Below are 19,681 nucleotides of genomic sequence, written 5' to 3'. Positions count from 1 at the left end.
AGGCGGGATGCGGGCGTAAACATGGCACAATTGTGTCAACATTCTATCCAGAATGTGAATTCGGGCATGCAATTCCGATAAGAAAAATCTTTTGAGTGCGGGGTCTTACGCACCCAAAATCGCTGCTTCAAACTTCAAGCAAATTTTGCATTCGAAATTTTGTATACATGTAGAGCAGCAATTTTATCCAATTTTTCCAGTCCCTTGAGGAAATAGATGAGTTTGTGATTCATGGAAAATTGATGTTTGGGTCAATTTTGCCCTTATCTCGTCACAACCTCTTAACACCATGATGAGGCAAGGTCGTTCGCCTTGCCGGAGATGGTCGACCACGTAGGTCGATGTGTGTGTCTCCGCTTCGCCCGGAAGGGCAGTGTAAAGAGTGAGTTGGTAGAGTGGGAAGCGCAACGATAGACGTTGTGCCCTATGATGGGGCACTGTTGAACGCGTCACTGTTCACGGGAACGGAAACGCTCGTTCTTGGGGACTTTGGCCCTACAGAAAGCGGAGAGATAATCGACGCGGATGGAATCTTGGGGCCAGGTGACGATGGCGTCTCAACTTTCAACTCTGAACCAATAACGTTCGTTGGGTCGGGAACGGCGACACCTGGTGTCGACGTTGCCGGCCTGATCGTTCCGCTTGGAACCTCGGTCGAAGTGATCATCTTCGCCACCAATGCCGGTACGCCGGAAGAACAGGTCTATTTCTACTATCCTGACGGTCCGCCAGACCTGATCGGTGCCTTGGCCGTCGTCATCGACGTCGACAGTGATCCCGCCACGGTCTTTGCCCCGGCCTGTTTCGTGAAGGGCACGCAGATCGCGACCCCGCTTGGCACCAGCGCTGTCGAGGACATTTCGGTCGGTGACTGGGTCCGTGACATCCACGGCCAGGATCACGAGGTCGTCTGGACCGGGAACCAGACCTTCGCGCTTGACCGGCTCGGCCCCCGCGCGAAACGCAAGTTGGCCCCGGTCAAGATCAAGGCCGGAGCCTTCGGGCCCGGTTTCCCGCTCGAAGACACGTGGTTGTCCCAGCAGCATCAGGTCCTGGTGCAGTCCTGTCATGCCAACCTCCTGTTCGGCTACCCCGAGGTCCTTGTACCGGCCAAGGCGTTGCACGGGTTCCGGGGCGAAGTCGACACGATGGGGGCGTCGGTCAGCTATCACCACATCCTGTGCGCCGACCATGCGATCCTTTCGGCGAACGGATTGCCGGCCGAGTCGCTCTTCCTTGGGCGCACATCTCGCAAGTCGCTCACCCAGACCCAGAAAGCCGCAATCTCTGAAGTTTCTGCCCTGAGACTGCCAGAGTTGCGGGCGATGGAACGCGCGGCCCCTACCGCGTCCTACCGACATTCCAAGTTGTTGCTGTCGGAGATGGACAAGAACGCCGCCTGACAGTTCCGATGGGTCTGAGCACGACGCCGGACGGTCCCACCAGGCCGGCCGGCGTCGGTTTTTTTGAGGTGCCTGAAACCTTCCGTCGCCCCCTCCCGTGACTACGGGCATCGAAGGGCAGACGACCTGCCCATAACCAACCGGAGGAAATGCCATGAAATCCCTTATCGCAGCTCTCGCCGTTGCCGGCACCGCAACCGTCGCCACCGCACAGGACAACCCGACCGTCGGCGGCGCGCCGATGATGGCAGACATGACCATTGCCGAAAACGCGTCCAATGCGCCGAACCTGACCACGCTGGTCTCGGCCGTCAAAGCCGCCGGCCTGGCTGAAACGCTGATGGGCGATGGCCCGTTCACCGTCTTCGCGCCGACCAACAACGCCTTCGGCATGATCTCCGAAGCATCGCTGAACAAGCTGCTGATGGAAGAGAACCGCGCCCAACTGCAGCAGATCCTCGGCTGCCACGTGGTGGCGACCGAAGCCTTCTCCACCGATATCGCGACAATGATTTCCGATGACGGCGGCCGTCACCCGGTGCCGACCGTCGGTGGCTGCACGCTGACCGCCTATATGGACGGTGGCATGCTCAAGCTGGATGACGAGAACGGCCGCACCGCCACGGTCACCACCGCCGACGTGGATCAATCCAACGGCGTCGTGCACGTGATCGACCGCGTGCTGCTGCCCTCCGGTCAGGCAGGCTAAGACGACGTATTCAAGTACAGACAGACAAGGGGGGAGCTCTTTGCTCCCCCCTTTTTTGTGATCGCTTCATGTTGGGTGGGGTAGCGGCCGGATACCCGATAGGGACAGCGGATATCCGGCCAGTCCCAAGTCACGACAAAGCGGGGGCGCGTCCGGGGGGACAGCAAGAACCGACATTGGGCAGCATGCCGGTCAGCCCCAGCCACCGTGTCTTCCAGATGACAGCCGCCCCGAAATTTGACGACCACCATCAAGGAGGGTTGCACGGGCAACCCCGGGTGAGTTATTAATGTATACAGGTAGACATCACGACGTGTAAACGCAAAACCATTCCATTTCGTGAATTTTTTGCGGACCCAACAGAAATGCAAACCCGGCGAAACAGTGCCGATCACCATGTGGCGCAAGGTCAACTGACAGGGCGCGCTTTGTTATTCACCTAGGGTGGCTATACTCTCACCACCCAATAAGAAGGCGGCAGCCAATGCCTCAGAACAACTACGCCGGTATTCTCGACCTCCTCCGGGTCCGCATTTCCCTGGTTCCCCCGGGCGAAGAGGCGATCCTGAAGGAGACAGAACTGTCGAAGGAATTCGGCATGTCTCGCACGCCGATCCGCCAGGTGCTGCAAGCGCTGGAACGCGAACACATGCTGGCGATCCGGTCGGGCTATGGCTCGTGCGTGGTGGCCTACGACCCCGAGGACCGCGCGCAGAGCTTCCAGTTGTTGCGCGACCTGTCCTGGGCAACCGCCCGGTATTGCGAGAATGTGAAGCTCGACCAGGCCAAGGTGATCGAATATGCGGCCATCGCTCAGACGATCAGCTCTGCCAATGTGCGCGACGCGGAATCCTACGTGACGCTGGCCGGTCGCCTGATCCTTCTGCATCTCACCGAGGTCAAGGACCCGATCCTGCGAGATGCACTCATGTCCACCTTCTGGCGTGTCCTGCGCTGGCGCGCCGACGATGTGCGCAACGATCCCGAAGCCACCTGGGATGTCTTCACACGCACCACGATGGACATCCGGGACGCCGCCGAAACCGGGTCGTTCTACAAGGTGATGCAGGCCATCGCAGGCATCGGCGACGACTTCGTCGAACAGATCAAGAAGGCCGAAGAGGCAGACAAGGGCAACCTGTCCATCGTCACCGGTTGATATCCTCCGATGCCACGGGATCGCCGCATCGGAGATATTTGACATTGACAATCAACCGGCCTGAAACCTAGCTATTCGCATGTCTGAAAAGCCCTGCATCATCTGTGTCGCCATCACCGGGTCCCTGCCGACGAAGGACGACAACCCTGCCGTTCCGATCACGGTCAGCGAACAGGTTGAATCCTCTCACGAAGCGTTCGAGGCCGGCGCCACGATCTGTCACGCCCACGTGCGCAACGACGACGGCACCCCCTCGTCCGACCCCGAGAAATTCGCCCGCCTGAAAGAAGGGCTGGAAAAGCACTGCCCCGGCATGATCATCCAGTTCTCAACCGGCGGCCGGTCCGGCTCCGGCCGGGAACGTGGCGGTCACCTGCCGCAATCGCCGGACATGGCATCGCTCTCCGTGGGGTCGAACAACTTCCCCACGCGCGTCTACGAAAACGCGCCGGACCTCGTCGAATGGCTGGCATCCGAAATGCTGACCTACAACGTGAAGCCCGAGATCGAGGCCTTCGACCTCAGCCACATCCACCAGGCGGCCAAGATGTTCCAGCAGGGCAAATTCGCCGACACGCCCTATGTACAGTTCGTCATGGGCGTGAAGAATGCGATGCCGGTGGACCGCCCGACCTTCGATTTCTACATCGAGACGATGAAGCGCCTTCTGCCTGACAGCGAATGGTGTGCCGCCGGGATCGGCAAGGATCAGTTGACGATCAACGAATGGACCGTGCCCGCCGGCGGTCACGCCCGCTGTGGGCTCGAGGACAATATCCGCCTCGACAAGTCGACGCTCGCGCCGTCCAACGCGGCCCTCGTCCAGCGCATCGTCGATATCTGCGACCGGCACGAACGCCCCGTGGCGACCTGGCAGCAGGCGCGCGAGATGCTGGGCCTGCGGATGCCGGCCTGAGGCCGACAGGACAGGGTTTCACACCTATCCCCTTCCGCCGCAGATCCTCCCCCGAAACCGGCGTGCCGCGCTGGTTTCTTCGACAATCGTGATCCATGGCCGGAGAATAACAAGGACATTGCACGCACCTCGTGATCCCATTGGGTCACTGATTTGAACTTCGATCGAAGGAGGAGCGTCATGAAAATCGGTTGCCCCAAAGAGATCAAGAACCACGAATATCGTGTCGGCCTCACGCCTGAAAGCGTGGCAGAGCTGGTCAATCGCGGCCACGAGGTGCTGATCGAAACCGGCGCCGGCGACGGCATCGGCGCGGCGGATGCGGAATACGAGGCCGCGGGGGCGCGCCTCACCGATGTTGACACCGTTTTCGCCGAGGCCGACACCATCGTGAAGGTGAAAGAACCACAGGCCGTCGAACGCAAGCGCCTGCGCCCCGGCCAGACGCTCTACACCTATCTCCACCTCGCCCCGGATACCGAACAGACCAAAGACCTGATCGACAGCGGCGCGACCTGCATCGCCTACGAGACGGTGACGGATGCCAAGGGCGGCCTGCCCCTGCTCCGCCCGATGAGCCAGGTCGCGGGCCGCATGTCCATCCAGGCTGGCGCGCATTCGCTTGAAAAGGCACAGGGCGGCCGCGGGATGCTGCTGGGCGGCGTGCCGGGCGTGGCTCCGGCCAAGGTCGTCGTGATCGGCGGCGGCGTCGTCGGGCGCAACGCCGCGCAGATGGCCGTCGGCATGGGGGCGGATGTCACCGTGCTCGACCGCTCGCACGATGTGCTGGAAGACATCGACCGGCAATTCGCGGGCCGCGTCCACACCGTCTATTCCACCGCCACGTCGCTGGATGCCGCGGTGCGCGAGGCCGACCTCGTGATCGGCGCCGTCCTGATCCCCGGCGCCGCCGCGCCCAAGCTGGTGACGCGCGCCATGCTGTCGGACATGAAGCCCGGCGCGGTGATCGTCGATGTCGCCATCGACCAGGGCGGATGTTTCGAAACCTCGCGCCCCACAACCCACCAGGACCCGATCTACGAGGTCGACGGTATCGTGCATTACTGCGTGGCCAACATGCCCGGCGGCGTCGCCCGCACCTCGACCTACGCACTGAACAACGCGACCCTGCCGCACCTGCTGCGCATCGCCGATCTGGGCGTGAAAGCCGCGTTGGAACGTGACCCGCACCTGCGCGCCGGGCTGAACGTCGCCAATGGCCGGATCACCTGCCAGCCGGTGGCCGAGGCCCAGGGCCTCGACTGGGTCGACGCGGAAACCGCCGTCGCCGAACTGGACGGCCACCTGCGAGCCGCCGAATAAGGCCGCGAACGCTTGATTGAAACGGATCGCCCGGCAGTCGTGCCGGGCGAAACCGTCACTCGAACCCCAGCAACCGCGCGGCGTTGTTCTTGATGATATCCGGGCGGACCTCGTCCTTGATCGCGATCTTGTCGAAGGCACCCAGCCACCGCTCGGGCGAGATCATCGGCCAGTCCGACCCGAACAACACCTTCTTCTTCAGGATCGAGTTGCAGTATCGCACGAGGATCTCGGGGAAGTACTTGGGCGACCAGCCCGACAGGTCGATATAGACGTTCGGCTTGTGCTGCGCGACGGCCAGCGCCTCTTCCTGCCAGGGGAAGGACGGATGGGCGAGGATGATCTTCAAGTCCGGGAAATCCACCGCGACATCATCCATGTACATCGGGTTGGAATATTTCAGCCGCATGCCGTTGCCGCCGGGCATACCGGACCCCACACCGGTCTGGCCGGTATGGAACAGCGCGATGCAGCCTTCCTCCTCCAGCACTTCGTAGAAGGGATAGGCCATCCGGTCATTGGCGAAAAAGCCCTGCATGGTCGGGTGGAACTTGAACCCCTTCACCTTGTACTCGCGGATCAGCCGCCGCGCCTCGCGCACCGCCATCTTGCCCTTCCACGGGTCGATCGAGGCGAACTGGATCAGCACGTCGGAATTCTCGGCCACCTGTTCGGCAACCTCGTCGTTGTTGTAGCGGCGATAGCCGGTCTCGCGCTCCGCATCGACGGGAAAGATCACCGCGGCGATGTTCTGTTCTCGGTAATGGGCGGCGGTTTCGGCGATGGTGGGCGGGTGCTCCCACGGGGCGCCGAAATACTTGGCCATGGTGGATTGCAGATCGTCATAGCCGTCATCGGAATGGCAGCCACAGGGCTCTTCCGCATGGGTGTGGATGTCGATGGCGCGGACCTTGGAAATGTCGACCATGGTGTTCTCCTTAAACCGTGACGACGGCCGGATCGCCGTCGGTATAAAGCCGGTCGACCAGGTCGGCCCGGCGTTCGCGCAGCTTGCGGGAATTGAGGTTGCCCTTGGCCGTGATCTCTCCGTCCGGCAGGCTGGGCGGCTCGGCCATGACCAGCGCGCGGCAGACCCGCGTCGAAGACCCGGTCGCCGTTGCGGCAAGGGTATCCAGACGGTCCCGGATGTCCTGCAACAGCGCGGCATCCTCGACCGCGCCCGCCCCCTTAGCCGGGGTGGCAGGCACGATCAGGCAGCCGAGTTGCGCCTTGTCATGGCCGGTCACGACCACATCGGCGGCCAGTCCGCGCAGCGCCGTCATCAGCCCTTCGCGGATCGCCGCAGCCCGGACCCAGGTGCCCGAGGTCAGCTTGAAATCTTCCGAGATGCGGCCATCGAACAGCAGCCCGCGATCGGGGTCGTTGGCATCGACGAACCGCACGGCATCGCCGGTGATCAGCCAGCCATCGGCGTCAAAGCTTTCAGCCGTCTTCTCGGGGTCGTTGAGGTAGCCGGGCATCACGTTGGGCCCCTTCACCCGCAGCTCGAACCGGCCCTCATCCTCGGGGATCAGGCGGACCTCCGCCCCCGGAACCGGCGTGCCGATGATTCCGGAGCGAGCGACATGTTCATGCACCAGCAGAACGGCCGGCGCCGTTTCCGTCATTCCCCAGGACGAGATCATCAGAAGCGGCTTGCCGGTTTCCTCCAGCGCCATCTGTCCCAGCCCGTCCCAGACCTCCTGCGGTAGGGACGCGCCGGCATAGAAGAAGAATTCCAGCCCATCGAAGAACCGCTTGCGCAGCGCCTCGTCCGCCTTCAGCGCCGCCAGCAGCCGGGTGTAGCCGACCGGCACGTTGAAGGCGAGGGTCCCGGTATGCATCGCGAGGTTCTCAAGCGTGCGGGGGAACAGGGCATCGGTGGGCTTGCCGTCGTCGATGTACAGCGACCCGCCGTTCGACAGCATCATGTTGAAGTTATGCGACCCGCCGAAGACATGGTTCCATGGCAGCCAGTCGACGATCTTCATCGGCTTGGCCCGCATCAGCGGAAAGCAATCGGCCAGCTGGGTCTGGTTCACGCACATCATCCGGTGGGTCGTGCGCACGGCCTTGGGATGCGACGTGGACCCGGAGGTGAACAGGATCTTGCCCAGCGTCTCCGGCCCAACGGCGGCATGTGCGTCGTCCACGCCCGCATCGACATGGGCATAGGCCTCGGCGATATCGGTGACGGGCACAGGGGCGCCCTCGGGGCGCGCCGTCAGGATCGTCAGGCCGTCCAGCGCAGGCAGCTTCAGCGCCTCGCCATACTGTTCCGCATTGTCGACGAAGATCAGAACCGGGTCCGACACCTCGATGACATGGGCCAGCCGTTCATGAGCGCCAGGGATCAGGCTGTATTGCTCTGCCACAGCCGCCGAAACCAGCCCGACATATTGCGCCGCCAGTGCCAGCAGACCATGGTCGACACCGTTGCCGGACAGGATCGCCACGACCTGGCCGGGCTTGAACCCCTGCCCCAGCATCCAGCCGCCAAGCGCGCGCACCATCTGCCGCGCCTGCGCATAGCTCACCTCGCGCCAGCCATCGCCCAGCCGTTCGGCCAGGAAGACGCGGTCCGGTTCGGCCTCGGCCCAATGGTCCAGCCAGTCGCCGGTGGTCGCGGCCACCGGGCCCAGAGGCTGCAGCGTGCGCATCACCAGGCTGCCATCTGCCAGCGTTTCCACCTCGGCGCTTTGCGGCGCCACGTATTCCGGTGCTAGATCGGTCACGGGTTCTCCTCCCCCTCCTCGGCAGACCGGGCGATCTGCTGCAACGTCTCGGCGAACTGGTCCAGCGCCGCCGGCTCCACCCCCGCGAAGAACCGCGCCTCGTGGGCCTTCAGCGCCTCGGTCGCGCGTTCGAGCACCTGACGACCTGCCAGCGTCGCCTCAAGGGCATAGGACCGGCGATCGGTCGGCACGCGATTCCGGGTGATCCAGCCCGGCTCCTCCAGCGCGTCGATGATCAGAACCGCGTTGGACCGTTCGATCGACAATTCCTCGGCGATCTGGGACTGGCGCAAGCCGGGATTGTCGGCAATCACCGCCAGCGCGGAATAGGTCGATACGCGCAGGCCCAGCGGCTCCAGCACGCGCATCGCATCGGAGTGGATCTGCGAATAGACCCGCTTCATCACGTAGCCAAGATGCTCCTGCAGGCGGGCATCACGCGGGCGGCCTGCCGGTTTGCGCGGCGCCGGCGCCTTCGAGGCCGCATCTGCGCCCCGGCGTGTCACCGGAATTCCGGCGCGCGCTTTTCAAGGAAGGCGCGCAGCCCCTCTTCCGCGTCGGCGCTGGTCTGGGCAATCGCCGCGCTCAGGCTTTCGGTGAACAGGCCATCGGCCCGCGACATGTCCCCGATCCGGGCGATCGCGTGGATCATGATGTAGTTGGACAGGCTGGCGTTTCGGGCGATCTTGCCGGCCAGGTCCATCGCCAGCGCCATCGCTTCGCCTTCGCCGACCGAGTAATGGCACAGGCCCAGCCTCTCGCCGTCCTCGGCGCCGTATTTGCGACCCGTCAGCATCATTTCGGTCATCCGGTCAGGGCCGAGGATACGACCCACCCGGACCGACGCCCCGCCCCCGACATAGATCCCGCGCCGCCCCTCGGGCAGCTGGAAAATGACCGAGGGTTCGGCAATCCGCACATGGGTGGAGGTGGCCAGTTCCAGGCCGCCCCCGATCACGGCGCCGGTCATCGCGCTGACAGCCGGCAGGCCGGAAAACTGGATGCGATCCATGACCGCATGCCAGTTCCGGGAATGGCGCAGCGTACCTTCCGCATTCCGCGCCACGTGTTCGCTCAGGTCCAGCCCCGAGCAGAAATGCCCATGCGTTCCCGTCAGCACGACAACCTTCACGCCCTCGGGCGGGTTGGAAAAGAACGCGTCCAGCGCTGCAAGCAGCGTGTCGTTCATCGCGTTCCGCTTGTCCGGGCGATACATGGTGAGAACCGCGATCGGCCCGTCAATGTCGATTTTGAGAACGTCGCTCATGGGCAATCCCTGTTACTTGGGGGGAAGACGCACGGCCCCATCCAGGCGGATGTAGGACCCGTTCAGCATCTTGTTGCGGATGATGTGCTCGGCCATGGCCGCGTAATCCTCGGGGTCGCCGAATTTCGACGGGAACGGGATCGTGGCGGCGATGCCTTTCTGGATTTCCTCGGGCAGGCCATCGACCATCGCGGTCTGGAACATGCCCGGCGCGATGGCGACGACCCGTACACCGGACCGGGCCGCTTCGCGCGCGACCGGCAGCGACAGGGACGCAACACCGCCCTTCGAGGCTGCGTAGGCCGCCTGCCCGATCTGGCCATCCTGGAAGGCCACAGAGGCGGTGTTGATGATCACACCGCGCTCGCCTTCGTCGTTGGCAGGTTCAAGACCCTGCATGCCCTTCAGGCCGTAGGACAGCATGATGAAGGTGCCGATCAGGTTCACGTCCAGCGTGCGGCGGAAGGCGTCGATTGCCAGCTTGCCCTCGCGATTGACGACGCGGCCGGCAGTGCCAATCCCGGCGCAGTTGACGACGACGCGGGGCGCCTCTCCGTTGAACTCGACGAACTTGTCGAAGGCCGCCTCGACCTGCGCCTCGTCCGCGACGTTCACGTGCAGCGCCACGCCGCCGATCTCGGCCGCGACCGCATCCGCGGCCTCACCATTGAAATCCGCAACGCCCACTTTCGCGCCCAGCGAAGCCAGGTGACGTGCCGTGGCCGCACCAAGGCCGCTGCCTGCACCCGTGACGATTGCACCGATTCCGTTGATATCCATGTGTCCTCTCCCATGATGGGACGCATCCATGATTGATATGCGTCATAACAATTATATGAGCCAACTGCTAGCTCAATAACTCACCTCTCACCTCTTAATGAAGAAGGCGCAGCAGGAACAGCGTGATACCGGGGAACAGCACCAGAATGATGACGCGGATGATGTCGGACCCGACAAAGTACATGACGGCGCCGTAGGTCTTCACGATCGGTGTTTCGCGGTCCATGGAATTGATGACGAACAGGTTCATCCCCACCGGCGGCGTGATCAGTCCGACCTCGACCACGATCAGGACAATGATGCCGAACCAGATCGCCAATTCCTCGGTCGACAGGCCGAAATCGAGGATCGAGATGATCGGCCAGAAGATCGGGATCGTCAGCAGGATCATCGACAGGCTGTCCATAAGGCAGCCAAAGACCAGGTACAGGACCAGGATGATCGACAGCACGACCCACGGGTTGAAACCCTGCTCCACCACCCATTGCGACAATTCCTGCGGGACCTGCGTCAGCGCCAGGAAGCTGTTGTAGAACGCCGCGCCCAGCACGATGAAGAAGATCATCGCGGTGCTTTTCGCCGTGGCCAGGAAACTGTCCAGCCAGGCCCGCCCGCGCAGCCCGCCGGACCACCAGGCGATCACGCCGGTGCCCATGGCCCCCACGGCCGCGCCTTCGGTCGGAGTGAAAATGCCAAGGTAGATGCCGCCAACGACCAGCAGGAACACGACGAGAACGGGGATGACGTTGATCATCGCCTCGAACCGTTCCGACATCGGAACAGCCGGACGGGTGCCCGCCGCATCCGGGTTGAGCCGCACGTAGATCGACACCGTGATCATGTATCCGATGGCCGCGAGGATGCCCGGGATAAAGGCGGCAAGGAAAAGCTTCGCAATGTTCTGTTCTGTCAGAATTGCGTAGATAACGAGGATGACGGAGGGCGGGATCAGGATGCCCAGCGTTCCACCTGCGGCCAGGGTGGCCGAGGAAAAGCCGCCCGAATAGCCATACCGCTTCAACTCGGGCAGGGCGACCTGGCCCATCGTGGCGGCGGTGGCCAGCGACGACCCGCAGATCGCGCCGAACCCGGCACAGGCCCCGATGGCGGCCATGGCGACACCGCCACGCAGATGGCCCAGCCAGCTTTCGGCGGCCTTGAACAGGGCCTTGCTCATCCCGCCCAGCGTGGCGAACTGCCCCATCAGAAGGAACATCGGCACGATGGACAGCGAATAGCTGGAAAAGGTCGAATAGGCCTCGCTCTTCATCTTGGCCAGCGCCACGACGGTGCCGCCGGTCACGAAATACAGCCCGCCGAACCCGACAGCGAACATCGCCAGCCCGATCGGCATGCGCAGGAAGATAAGCAGCATCAGGACCGGGAAGGACAGCAGCCCGATATCGAAATTGTCCATCAGAGCGCCCCTTTGAGGATCACGCGGCCCGTGGCGGCCTCGGCCAGGCGGGCCAGGGCCACGTAGGTGGCCACCAGCGCGGCAGCGACCGCGCCCCCCAGCGAGGCGGCATAGGACCACCAGACCGGGAATTGCAGCAGCATCGTGGTTTCGTTGTACCGCATCTTGCCCTGCATCCCGTCATAGAGCTTCCACGCCATGACGATCAGAACGACGGCAAAGATGACCTCCCACAGGGCGGTCAGCGCGCGGTTCACGCCATCGGGGAAGCGCGATGTCAGGATGTCGACGGTCGCATGGGCCCCGGTGATCTGCGCCAGCGGCAGGAAGGCGAAGATGCAGAAGGCGATGCCGGCCTCGACCAGCTCGAAATCCCCGAGAACGGGACCGACGCCCATATCAAGCACCGACTGCGCCAGACCGCCAAGCAAGCCGATATCGATCAGCCAGTGCATCATGGTGTTCAGGGCGCGGCCCGCGACCGACACCACGGTGAGCACGATCAGCGCCGTCAGGACGATACCGCCCAATATGGCCGCGAAACGCGCCAATGTCAGAAAGACACGATACATGAAATCCGTCCCGAAATCCGCTTCGAGGGTCAGGCACCCCTGGGATGCCGGCGACAGGGAAACGGGGCCACGCCTTGGATGCGCGGCCCCACCCCTAACTTACTTGGAGTTCTCTTCGATCAGCGCCTTGGCTTCGTCCAGCAGCGCCTGACCGTCGATCCCGGCCTTGTCCATCTCTTCGACCCACCAGGCTTCGATCGGCGCGGCGGCCTCTTTCCACTCGGCGATTTGCTCTTCGCTCAGGTCGATGATGTTGTTGCCGCGCTCCATCGCGAAATCCAGGCCCTGCTGGTCGGCCGCCTGCATCGTCTTGCCCGCGAAGGCCGAGAATTCCTCGCCCGAATTCGCGTCGATGACGGCTTTCAGATCATCCGGCAGCGCCTCGTACTTGTCCTTGTTCATCGCGAAGATGAAAGTCGTGGTGTACAGTGCGTTGTCCGGCCAGGTGGTGTGGTTCTCGACCAGTTCGGACACTTTCAGCGCGGTCGTCACTTCCCACGGGATCACGGTGGCGTCGATCACGCCCTTGGACAGCGCCTCGGGCACGGCGGGAACCGGCATGCCGACGGTGGTCGCGCCCATATCGGTGAACATCTTGTTGGTCACGCGGGTCGGCGCACGCAGCTTGACCCCGTTCAGATCCGCGACCGAAGTGATCGGCGACTTGGAGTGGATCAGGCCCGGGCCATGGACCCAGACGCCCAGCATCTTCAGCTCAGCAAAGTCCTGATCCAGCATGTTGTTTTCGACATATTGCCAATAGGCGCGGCTGGTATCCTCGCCGTTGGTCATGATGAACGGCATCTCGAACGCTTCGGAGCGCGGGAAGCGGCCCGGCGTGTAGCCCGTCACGGTCCAGATGATATCCGCGATACCGTCGACCACCTGGTCGGCCAGCTCCGGCGGACGCCCACCCAGCTGCATGGAGGGGTAGCGGTCGATCTTGATGCGACCGTCGCTCTCGGCTTCGATCTTGTCAGCCCAGACATCCAGGATGTCGGTCGGCACCTTGGCCTGTGCCGGCAGGAACTGGTGCATCTTAAGGGTGACATCCTGGGCCAGGGCAAGGGTGCTCGACCCGGCCAGAAGTGCTGCGGCGGCAAGCCCGCGGATTGCCGTTGTCATGAACGTCATTTGATTTCCTCCCGTCATGTGCCGGCGCGCAGGTCCGTACCGATCTTCGGGGCTCCCTCCCCGGCCCGTTTTCCGGGCTCTGATCGGCATCCGGTCGACGCCTTGCCGAAACACGATGACGGTGAAAACCGACTCTGTCAATTTCCGTAATGAGGGATATCTGTTATTTTCGAGAATAGTTGACGATGACAAGGAAATTGTCGCGTCCAGATCGGGGCCCGTCCGAAGGATAGCCCCCGATCACGGTCGATCTCAGCCGAATCAGGTCGCGCCGATAGCGTCCCGGATAATCTGCTGAAGATCGGTCTCAACTTCGTCGATAGCGGCCATTGCGTCAACGCTGCTCAGGCAGCCGCGGCCCTTGTAGAACGCGATCAGTGGCGCGGTCTGGGCGTGGTAGGCGCGCAGTCGTTCCCCCACGGTTTCCGCATTGTCGTCGGCGCGGCGCTTCATTTCGGTCCCGCCGCAATTGTCGCAAACCCCGGCCTTGGCCGGCTGCTTGAAACTGTCGTGATACCCTTCGCCGCAACCGCCACAGGTGTAGCGGCCAGAAATACGCTCGACCATGGCCGCGTCATCCACATCGAGGGAGACGGCCGCATTCACCTTCTGCCCCCGCGCAGCCAACATCGCGTCCAGCGCGTCGGCCTGCGCTTCAGTCCGGGGGAAGCCATCCAGGATCACGCCCTTGATCACGTCGGGCTGCGCCAGCCTGTCCTCGAGGATCGCGAGAACGATGTCGTCGCTGACCAGGCCGCCCGCATCCATCACTGCCTTGGCGCGCTTGCCCGCGTCGGTGCCCTGAGACACGGCCGCGCGCAGCAGGTCGCCGGTCGACAGTTGGACCAGGCCGAACGCCTCTTCCAGGCGCCGCGCCTGGGTCCCCTTGCCAGCACCCGGCGGGCCCAGCAGGATCACCACAGCGGCACGGTTTTCGGTTTCGGATGCTCGTTCGATCAGCGTTTCCGCCATGGGATTCTCCTCCGTCTCACCACGGGGTCCTCCTCCCCTAGCCTCGACCAAGGGTTTACGCGCAAAGTGTCAACCTCGCCACATCTGCGCGCAATCACCGAACAATTTTGTAAAAGTTTTTTCGAACTCGCCCGAAAAGTTGAAAATCTCGGGCGATTTCAAACGGCCTCGAGCTGTGTCACTCGCGCGCCAAAAGCCCCGCAGGCGCGTTTTCATCCCGGGCAAAGTCGATAGGTGCCGCGTCCAGCGCCACGGTCTGACGCTTGAACTCATACTGCATCTCATCGCCATCCTCGGCGGCGGCCACGATCAGGCATTGCCACAGGTGCCGCCCGCCATCGTAGACATCGACCAGACCGCGCAGTTGCGGAACGCCCTCGCGCTCCACGGCAAAGCCATGATCCCAGAGACGACGGATCGGATAGGCCTCGACCCCGATCACGACCCGAAGGCGGTTCCGTTTGCGGAACGCCGTCTTTTGCGCAGCCAGCAGGCCATCGCGCACTTCCTTGGGCAGATAAGTCGTCATACCGTCGCTCCTCTCGGCGCCAGCATGGCGTCACTAAGTTAAGCGTCAAGTTAATCCAAAAGTTCCGCGCCCAGGAATATTTATTTCTCTCCGGCCGTTGCCTCACGCACACGGGGGCGCAGGACATGGGGGATCGCAGCATCGTAAAGCGCACTGTCGCGGAAGTCGCGAACCTCGCCCAGAACCGGCCCGACGAGAATCAGCGCGGTGCGCGTGATCTTTTCGGCGCGGACCTTGGCCTGGATATCGGTCAGCGTGCCGCGAATGAACATCTGGTCAGGCCAGCCGACGCGATAGGCGACCACCACCGGGCAATCGGCCCCGTAATAGGGCACCAGCTGGCGCTCGATCTCCCGCAGGTTCCGCACGCCCAGATGGATCGCCAGGGTCGCGCCCGTGCGGGCGAAGTTCTCCAGCGTCTCGCCGGACGGCATGGAGGTCGACTTCATCGACACCCGCGTCAGCACGATGGATTGCGCCACTTCCGGCACGGTCAGTTCCTGGCCAAGGGCCGCCGCCGCCGCCGCATAGGCCGGCACGCCCGGAATGATCTCGTAGGGGATGCCATCCGCCCGCAGCCGCCGCACCTGTTCCGCGATCGCGCCATAGAGCGATGGATCGCCCGAATGCACGCGCGCCACGTCCTCGCCACGTCCGTGGGCCGCGACGATTTCCGCATGGGTGTCGTCCAGGGTCATCGGCGCAGTGTCCATGACCCGCGCGCCGTCGGGAGCGCAGGCCACGACTTCGGCCGGGACCAGCGATCCGGCATACAGGCAGACCGGGCATTCGCCGATCACGCGCTGCGCCTTCAGGGTCAGCAACTCCGGGTCTCCGGGCCCGGCACCGATGAAATAGACCGTCATTCCTTCACCCTTTCCTATCGTCCGAGGTCGCGAGCGCCGCGTCCTCCAGATGCCGATTCCCGACATCCCGCAGGTCCCCGTCGATCCGGCGCGCATAGCCGCGCGGCGTGAACATCCGTGGCCCTTCGCCCAGCTGAGCCAGACGCGAATGCGACGACCCGATCAGCACGACCGTCAGCATGTCCACCTCGTCCACCTGCAATGCGTCGAGCCTGCGGTAGCGTATGTTTTCCTCAGGCCGCCCGAGGTTGGAGGCCAGCATGACCGGGGTATCCGCCGGACGGTGCTGCAACAGGATATCCCGCGCCTCCGCCAGCAGTGTCCGCCGCCGGCGCGACACCGGGTTGTAGAAGGCGATCACGAAATCGCCCTCCGCCGCAGCCTTCAGCCGTTTCACGATATCCTCGCGCGGTGTCAGCAGGTCGCTCAGCGAGATTGCGCAGAAATCATGACCCAGCGGTGCCCCAGCCCGCGCTGCAGCCCCCTGAAGCGCCGAGACACCGGGCGAACAGACCACCTCGACCCGCCGCGCCTCAGCCGTCACACCACCCTCGCCCGCACCGCGATCCAGCAATTCGAAGACCAGCGCGCCCATGGCGTAGATGCCCGCATCGCCCGAACACACCAGCGCGACATTCTTGCCCTGCCCCGCCTGTTCCAGCGCATAACGGCAGCGGTCTTCCTCGCCCCCAAGGGGGAAATCCGACCGCGTCTTGCCATGGGCCAGCGGCCCCAGCAGATCGATATAGAGCCCGTAGCCCACCAGCTCCTCGGCCTCGGACACCAGCCGCGACACTTCCGGCGTGCGCCAGCTGGACTGCCCCGGACCGATGCCCACGATGCTCAGCCGTCCGCGCGGACGGCCCCGGGGCGCCTCGATCACGCCACCCGGCACCACGGCCAGCGCGCAGGTCGCGTTTGCCGTCTTCAGCTTGGGTTGGGCCAGCACGCCATCCGGGCCAGCCCCGCACAGCGCCGCGCCTTCGGACACGCCATGGCACCCGACCTCGGCAAAGACGACCTCGGAGGGGTTTTCCAGGCGGTCGGTCACCGCCTCAAGCTCGGCGGCCGGGAACAGACGCAGGGGCACGCCCAGGGTGTCGGCCAGACGGATCACGGCAGGCTCGTCACCCTTGACGTCGATCGAATGCACCGCACTGATCGCCCCCGGCGCGATTTCCGCCTCGGCCAGCATGCCTTCGACCAGAGCCTGCAATTCCTCCGGCGGGCAGTTCCGCGAACAGCCCACGCCGAGCGCGAAGCGCACCGGGTGGAAGGTCAGCACGCCCTCAACCGGCGGGGCCGTCGTCGCCTCCATCGCCACGACATCGCCGTCGAAATCGGGTGCGGCAGCGGGCAGTGCCTCCAGCCATTCCGCCTTGATTGCCTCGTCCCCGTCGATGCGCGCCCGGCCCCCGGCCAGCAGCCGCGCCATCGCGTCCTTTGCTAGGTCCGGCGTGCCCAGCCGCCAGCCCGCGGGCGGTTCGTCCAGCGACACGCCAAGCGCAACGTCACCCGCCGTCGTCACCGCCGCCTTGGCCTCCAGCACCTCTGCGATGCGGCGCGCCATCCGGTTGGCCCCGCGATGCCCGCCCAGCAGCGGCACGACCACCGACCCGTCGTCGGAGACCGAGATCACCGGCGGCTCGTTCACCTTGTCGGCCAGCAGCGGCGCCACGGCCCGGATCAAGATGCCACTGGCGCAGACCCCGATCACCGGGCGGCCGGCCGCGAACATCTCCCTCGCGAACTCCAGCGCGTTGGCAAAGTCCTCGTCCGCCCCCGCGACACGACCAGTCCGGCCATACATCGGCACGTCCAGCGCATCGGCCACACGCCGCGCAATCTCCGCGCCAGAGCCCGAGACGGCCATCACGACAGGGTTCAAAGCCATGGGTCATTCCCCTTGTTCATCAGGATCATCGAAAAATACGGCGCCGTATCCGGTGCTTGGGCCAGTTTGCAGACAACCTCGTCCGGCAACCCGACCCGCTGCACATAGACCGATCGGTCCAGCAGCCCCAGGTCGTCGATGACGCCCCGGATCTTCGCCATGTGCCGCCCGACCTTCATGATCGCCACGGCCTCCGCCCCGGCGACCCGCTCGCGCAGCTCCGGCTCGGGCAGCGGCCCCGGCAAGACCGTCAGTCGCTCGTTCCGCGCCACCAGCGGCATCCCCGCCCGCGCCGCACAGGCCGAGACCGAGGTGACCCCCGGCACGACCTCGACCTCGAACCGGTCGGACAGCCGCGCAAAAAGGTACATGAAAGAGCCGTAGAAGAACGGATCGCCCTCGCACAGGCAGACCACGTCCTGCCCCGCCTCCAGCGCCGCCGCGATCTCGGCCGCGCCGGTATCATAGGCCGCCTGGGCCGGTCCGCGCTCAACGGTCATCGGCACGTCCATGACGATCTCGCGTGCGCCTGCCGGGATCAGGTCGGCCGCGATCGACCTCGCGAAACTGTCGCCCCCGGCCAGTGCCGGATAGGCCACGACATCCGCCCCCCCGATCAGCCGCGCCGCGCGCAGCGTCAACAGGTCCGGATCGCCCGGCCCCAGTCCCACGCCCCACAACTTACCGGCCATGTCCGGCCTCCCGGCCAAGCGCCGATCCAATCTTCATCTTGCCCAAAATACTCCCGCCGGAGGCTCCCGCCCCGGCAACCTGCGCCAAAACCCGGATCATCGCTTCACCAGGCTCCACTGCGTCACCGGCATCGACGGTCGCCACCCGGTCAGCCGCCCGACCGGTTCCGCGCGATGCACCTGCAACCGGACGAGGTCCCCGCCATGGGCGCGGTGCAGGGAGATCAGCTCCGCCTCGCTTTCCAGCGTGACGGCATTGGCAACCAGCCGCCCCAGCGGCTTCAGCGCCTCCCAGGCGGCCAGGAAGACCGATTCCGACAACCCGCCGCCGATGAAGACCGCATCCGGCCGCGCCAGCCCCTCCAGAACAGCCGGGGCCTCGCCCTCGATCAGTTCCAGCCGCGGCACGCCGAGCGCCAGCGCGTTGGCCGCCGCCATGGCCCGACGGTCGGCGCGCGGCTCGATGCCGACAGCGCTGGTATAGCGCGCGCCCCGCATCCACTCGATCGCCACAGACCCGCATCCGGTGCCGATATCCCACAGATGCGCCCCACGCATCGGCATCAGCTTGGCCAGGGTCGCGGCCCGCACCTCGTGCTTCGTCATCGTTCCGTCGGACTGGAACAGTGCATCGTCCAGCCCCGGCACACGCGGCAACAGCGCCGCATCCGGCTCCGCGACACATTCCACCGCCAGGGTGTTAAAGGCCGGCACCACGTGATCCCAGCTCTCGGCCAGCCCGTCGAACCGCGCCTCCTCAGCGCCGCCCATATTCGCCAGCACCGTCATGGCCGACCGGCCAAAGCCACGCTCTGTCAGGAAACGCGCGATCTGGCCCGGGGTCTCCGCCCCGGTGGTCAGGATCAGCAGCCGCGCGTCGGGCTGGATGAAGGCGATCATCTGCTCGACCGGGCGGCCATGTACCGTCAGCGTCTCCAGATCCGCCATCGACCAGCCCATCCGCGCAGCCGCCAGCTGGAAGGCGGACAATTGCGGATGATAGACGATCTCACCCGGCGGGATCGCCCGCCCGATCCGCGTGCCCACCGAGAACCACAACGGATCACCCGTCGCCAGCACGACGACGCGCCGTCCCCGCAACCCTTCAAGGTCCGAGATCAGAGCATCGAAGGGCGACGGCCAGGCCAGCCGTTCGGCGGTGACGCTGTCCGACAGAACGTGGTGCCGGTCGCCGCCGATGATGACATCCGCGGCCTCGACGACCGCACGGGTGGCGGGCAGCAGCCCGTCCATGCCGTCTTCGCCGATCCCGACGATATGCAGCCAGGGGTCAGACATGGCGCTCTCCTTCG

The 19,681-nt window shown here is 64.5% G+C and carries 19 protein-coding genes; 5 read left to right on the top strand and 14 right to left on the bottom strand.

Annotated features, from left to right (window positions below; genetic code table 11):
* Positions 1-533: 533 nt before the first annotated feature.
* From ATO9_RS02895 to ald, 5 genes are all read left to right on the top strand, one after another.
* Entirely contained in the window at positions 534-1,403 is an 870-nt protein-coding gene (locus tag ATO9_RS02895) for a Hint domain-containing protein (protein ID WP_162183052.1), read from the top strand.
* Positions 1,404-1,557: 154 nt separating this feature from the next.
* Positions 1,558-2,112, top strand: coding sequence for a fasciclin domain-containing protein (locus tag ATO9_RS02890; RefSeq protein WP_043744736.1), 555 nt, complete (start codon positions 1,558-1,560; stop codon positions 2,110-2,112).
* 484 nt (positions 2,113-2,596) lie between these two features.
* Positions 2,597-3,271: a GntR family transcriptional regulator gene (locus tag ATO9_RS23345; RefSeq protein ID WP_052418055.1), complete on the top strand. Its 675-nt coding sequence runs from the start codon at positions 2,597-2,599 to the stop codon at positions 3,269-3,271.
* A gap of 79 nt (positions 3,272-3,350) precedes the next feature.
* Positions 3,351-4,187 carry a 3-oxoadipate:acetyl-CoA acetyltransferase gene (locus ATO9_RS02880; RefSeq protein WP_043744731.1) on the top strand — a complete coding sequence of 279 codons (837 nt, stop codon included), beginning with the start codon at positions 3,351-3,353 and terminating at the stop codon, positions 4,185-4,187.
* Between the two features lie 180 nt (positions 4,188-4,367).
* Positions 4,368-5,510, top strand: a complete 1,143-nt coding sequence (gene ald / locus ATO9_RS02875; RefSeq protein ID WP_043744728.1) for an alanine dehydrogenase — start codon at positions 4,368-4,370, stop codon at positions 5,508-5,510.
* A 55-nt stretch (positions 5,511-5,565) separates the two neighbouring features.
* On the opposite strand, the gene ATO9_RS02870 is transcribed toward ald, so the two are convergent.
* From ATO9_RS02870 to ATO9_RS02805, 14 genes are all read right to left on the bottom strand, one after another.
* Positions 5,566-6,438 (bottom strand): amidohydrolase family protein, encoded by an 873-nt coding sequence (locus tag ATO9_RS02870; RefSeq protein WP_043744725.1) that lies wholly within the window; start codon positions 6,436-6,438, stop codon positions 5,566-5,568.
* A gap of 10 nt (positions 6,439-6,448) precedes the next feature.
* Positions 6,449-8,245, bottom strand: coding sequence for an AMP-binding protein (locus tag ATO9_RS02865; protein WP_052418054.1), 1,797 nt, complete (start codon positions 8,243-8,245; stop codon positions 6,449-6,451).
* Positions 8,242-8,751 carry a MarR family winged helix-turn-helix transcriptional regulator gene (locus ATO9_RS02860; RefSeq protein ID WP_052418053.1) on the bottom strand — a complete coding sequence of 170 codons (510 nt, stop codon included), beginning with the start codon at positions 8,749-8,751 and terminating at the stop codon, positions 8,242-8,244. The genes ATO9_RS02865 and ATO9_RS02860 overlap by 4 nt, the downstream gene beginning before the upstream one ends.
* On the bottom strand, positions 8,748-9,512 hold the full coding sequence (locus tag ATO9_RS02855; protein WP_043744722.1) for a crotonase/enoyl-CoA hydratase family protein: 765 nt from the start codon (positions 9,510-9,512) through the stop codon (positions 8,748-8,750). The genes ATO9_RS02860 and ATO9_RS02855 overlap by 4 nt, the downstream gene beginning before the upstream one ends.
* Positions 9,513-9,524: 12 nt before the next feature.
* On the bottom strand, positions 9,525-10,292 hold the full coding sequence (locus tag ATO9_RS02850) for an SDR family NAD(P)-dependent oxidoreductase (RefSeq protein ID WP_043744719.1): 768 nt from the start codon (positions 10,290-10,292) through the stop codon (positions 9,525-9,527).
* 94 nt (positions 10,293-10,386) lie between these two features.
* Positions 10,387-11,709 carry a TRAP transporter large permease gene (locus ATO9_RS02845; protein ID WP_043744715.1) on the bottom strand — a complete coding sequence of 441 codons (1,323 nt, stop codon included), beginning with the start codon at positions 11,707-11,709 and terminating at the stop codon, positions 10,387-10,389.
* A complete protein-coding gene (locus tag ATO9_RS02840) occupies positions 11,709-12,281 on the bottom strand; it encodes a TRAP transporter small permease (RefSeq protein WP_043744712.1) in 573 nt (190 codons plus the stop codon). The genes ATO9_RS02845 and ATO9_RS02840 overlap by 1 nt, the downstream gene beginning before the upstream one ends.
* Positions 12,282-12,380: 99 nt before the next feature.
* Positions 12,381-13,415, bottom strand: coding sequence for a TRAP transporter substrate-binding protein (locus ATO9_RS02835; protein ID WP_202902092.1), 1,035 nt, complete (start codon positions 13,413-13,415; stop codon positions 12,381-12,383).
* A gap of 261 nt (positions 13,416-13,676) precedes the next feature.
* Positions 13,677-14,387: an adenylate kinase gene (locus ATO9_RS02830; RefSeq protein ID WP_052418052.1), complete on the bottom strand. Its 711-nt coding sequence runs from the start codon at positions 14,385-14,387 to the stop codon at positions 13,677-13,679.
* Between the two features lie 178 nt (positions 14,388-14,565).
* Positions 14,566-14,916, bottom strand: coding sequence for a hypothetical protein (locus ATO9_RS02825; RefSeq protein ID WP_043744709.1), 351 nt, complete (start codon positions 14,914-14,916; stop codon positions 14,566-14,568).
* 80 nt (positions 14,917-14,996) lie between these two features.
* Positions 14,997-15,782, bottom strand: a complete 786-nt coding sequence (gene cobM, locus ATO9_RS02820) for a precorrin-4 C(11)-methyltransferase (protein ID WP_043744706.1) — start codon at positions 15,780-15,782, stop codon at positions 14,997-14,999.
* A 4-nt stretch (positions 15,783-15,786) separates the two neighbouring features.
* Positions 15,787-17,676 (bottom strand): precorrin-3B C(17)-methyltransferase, encoded by a 1,890-nt coding sequence (cobJ, locus tag ATO9_RS02815; RefSeq protein ID WP_052418051.1) that lies wholly within the window; start codon positions 17,674-17,676, stop codon positions 15,787-15,789.
* The gene (cobI, locus tag ATO9_RS02810) at positions 17,667-18,368 is read right to left on the bottom strand and encodes a precorrin-2 C(20)-methyltransferase (protein ID WP_043744703.1); all 702 of its coding nucleotides are present in this window, start codon (positions 18,366-18,368) and stop codon (positions 17,667-17,669) included. The genes cobJ and cobI overlap by 10 nt, the downstream gene beginning before the upstream one ends.
* A 96-nt stretch (positions 18,369-18,464) precedes the next feature.
* Entirely contained in the window at positions 18,465-19,667 is a 1,203-nt protein-coding gene (locus ATO9_RS02805; protein ID WP_043744700.1) for a bifunctional cobalt-precorrin-7 (C(5))-methyltransferase/cobalt-precorrin-6B (C(15))-methyltransferase, read from the bottom strand.
* Positions 19,668-19,681 lie beyond the last annotated feature (14 nt).

This window comes from Pseudooceanicola atlanticus (genome assembly GCF_000768315.1).
In the GTDB taxonomy this organism is placed as follows: domain Bacteria; phylum Pseudomonadota; class Alphaproteobacteria; order Rhodobacterales; family Rhodobacteraceae; genus Pseudooceanicola; species Pseudooceanicola atlanticus.
The sequence above is the reverse complement of the archived record's forward strand: the minus strand, read 5'-3'. Positions and strand labels throughout refer to the sequence as shown.

Coding starts and splice junctions, on each gene's coding strand:
- ATO9_RS02805 (WP_043744700.1), bottom strand. CDS start 19,667: ATGTCTGACCCCTGGCTGCATATCGTCGGGATCGGCGAAGACGGCATG.
- ATO9_RS02880 (WP_043744731.1), top strand. CDS start 3,351: ATGTCTGAAAAGCCCTGCATCATCTGTGTCGCCATCACCGGGTCCCTG.
- cobM (WP_043744706.1), bottom strand. CDS start 15,782: ATGACGGTCTATTTCATCGGTGCCGGGCCCGGAGACCCGGAGTTGCTG.
- ATO9_RS02825 (WP_043744709.1), bottom strand. CDS start 14,916: ATGACGACTTATCTGCCCAAGGAAGTGCGCGATGGCCTGCTGGCTGCG.
- cobJ (WP_052418051.1), bottom strand. CDS start 17,676: ATGGCTTTGAACCCTGTCGTGATGGCCGTCTCGGGCTCTGGCGCGGAG.
- ATO9_RS02870 (WP_043744725.1), bottom strand. CDS start 6,438: ATGGTCGACATTTCCAAGGTCCGCGCCATCGACATCCACACCCATGCG.
- ATO9_RS02840 (WP_043744712.1), bottom strand. CDS start 12,281: ATGTATCGTGTCTTTCTGACATTGGCGCGTTTCGCGGCCATATTGGGC.
- ATO9_RS02830 (WP_052418052.1), bottom strand. CDS start 14,387: ATGGCGGAAACGCTGATCGAACGAGCATCCGAAACCGAAAACCGTGCC.
- ald (WP_043744728.1), top strand. CDS start 4,368: ATGAAAATCGGTTGCCCCAAAGAGATCAAGAACCACGAATATCGTGTC.
- ATO9_RS02835 (WP_202902092.1), bottom strand. CDS start 13,415: ATGACGTTCATGACAACGGCAATCCGCGGGCTTGCCGCCGCAGCACTT.
- ATO9_RS02845 (WP_043744715.1), bottom strand. CDS start 11,709: ATGGACAATTTCGATATCGGGCTGCTGTCCTTCCCGGTCCTGATGCTG.
- ATO9_RS02890 (WP_043744736.1), top strand. CDS start 1,558: ATGAAATCCCTTATCGCAGCTCTCGCCGTTGCCGGCACCGCAACCGTC.
- ATO9_RS02850 (WP_043744719.1), bottom strand. CDS start 10,292: ATGGATATCAACGGAATCGGTGCAATCGTCACGGGTGCAGGCAGCGGC.
- ATO9_RS23345 (WP_052418055.1), top strand. CDS start 2,597: ATGCCTCAGAACAACTACGCCGGTATTCTCGACCTCCTCCGGGTCCGC.
- ATO9_RS02855 (WP_043744722.1), bottom strand. CDS start 9,512: ATGAGCGACGTTCTCAAAATCGACATTGACGGGCCGATCGCGGTTCTC.
- cobI (WP_043744703.1), bottom strand. CDS start 18,368: ATGGCCGGTAAGTTGTGGGGCGTGGGACTGGGGCCGGGCGATCCGGAC.